This window comes from Pseudomonas yangonensis (assembly GCF_009932725.1).
Lineage (GTDB): Bacteria > Pseudomonadota > Gammaproteobacteria > Pseudomonadales > Pseudomonadaceae > Aquipseudomonas > Aquipseudomonas yangonensis.
This window is the reverse complement of record NZ_BLJU01000211.1, coordinates 1-621: the sequence shown is the minus strand read 5'-3', so window position 1 is coordinate 621 and position 621 is coordinate 1. Positions and strand designations below refer to the sequence as shown.

General features: G+C 52.3%; 1 protein-coding gene. It reads left to right on the top strand.

Annotation, left to right across the window (positions count from 1 at the left end; all coding sequences use genetic code 11):
- Nucleotides 1-232: 232 nt before the first annotated feature.
- Entirely contained in the window at nt 233-424 is a 192-nt protein-coding gene (locus tag GYB81_RS24085; protein WP_021243041.1) for a hypothetical protein, read from the top strand.
- The last annotated feature ends 197 nt before the right edge of the window (nt 425-621 follow it).

The window sequence follows — 621 nt, the reverse complement described above, 5'->3', positions numbered from 1 at the left end:
GCATTAATGCTATGTGTTCCTGCCATGCTACATCTTAAGCCAGTATACACTCCGCTAGTGCTCCGTGACTGGTCCGGCGCTGCGCCCGGAACCCGCCTGTACCGGTTCAGCAGCCGTTCCGGCCTGACTGCAATTTTTTTTTTTTCATCCCTGCCCGCTACCCTGTAAACCTTTCTTCTGCGTTGCCGTTAACAGTAGGTAAGCCATGTTTGGTTTTTCTTCCGGAGCCCTGATGACTCTTAGTGATGATGAGCGACACCTGCTTGTGTCCGTTGTTTCGGTCTGGCTACGGCGTGCCGGAGGGGATGCCGGAGCCATGATGCTGGATGCATACCGGCAGATTTTGTCTGAAACCGAACCGGCCGTAAGGACTGTCATGCTCGAATTTCTTGAATCCGTTCGCATTCATTACATTTCGTCCTGAGCATTTTCTGTATTTCTGTCCATACTTAAACGAGGCGGCCGTCACGGACGGTGGTCGTCGTTCCATGATGCTGTTATGGACGAGTGAGCGTAATCTAATCTAACTTGATTGAGTTCCGGGCGTGCTGCCCGGTTTTTTTTGCTGTTTCCCGGTGTCCGTTCCGGGACAGGATGTGCATTTGTAATACCGCGCACGCG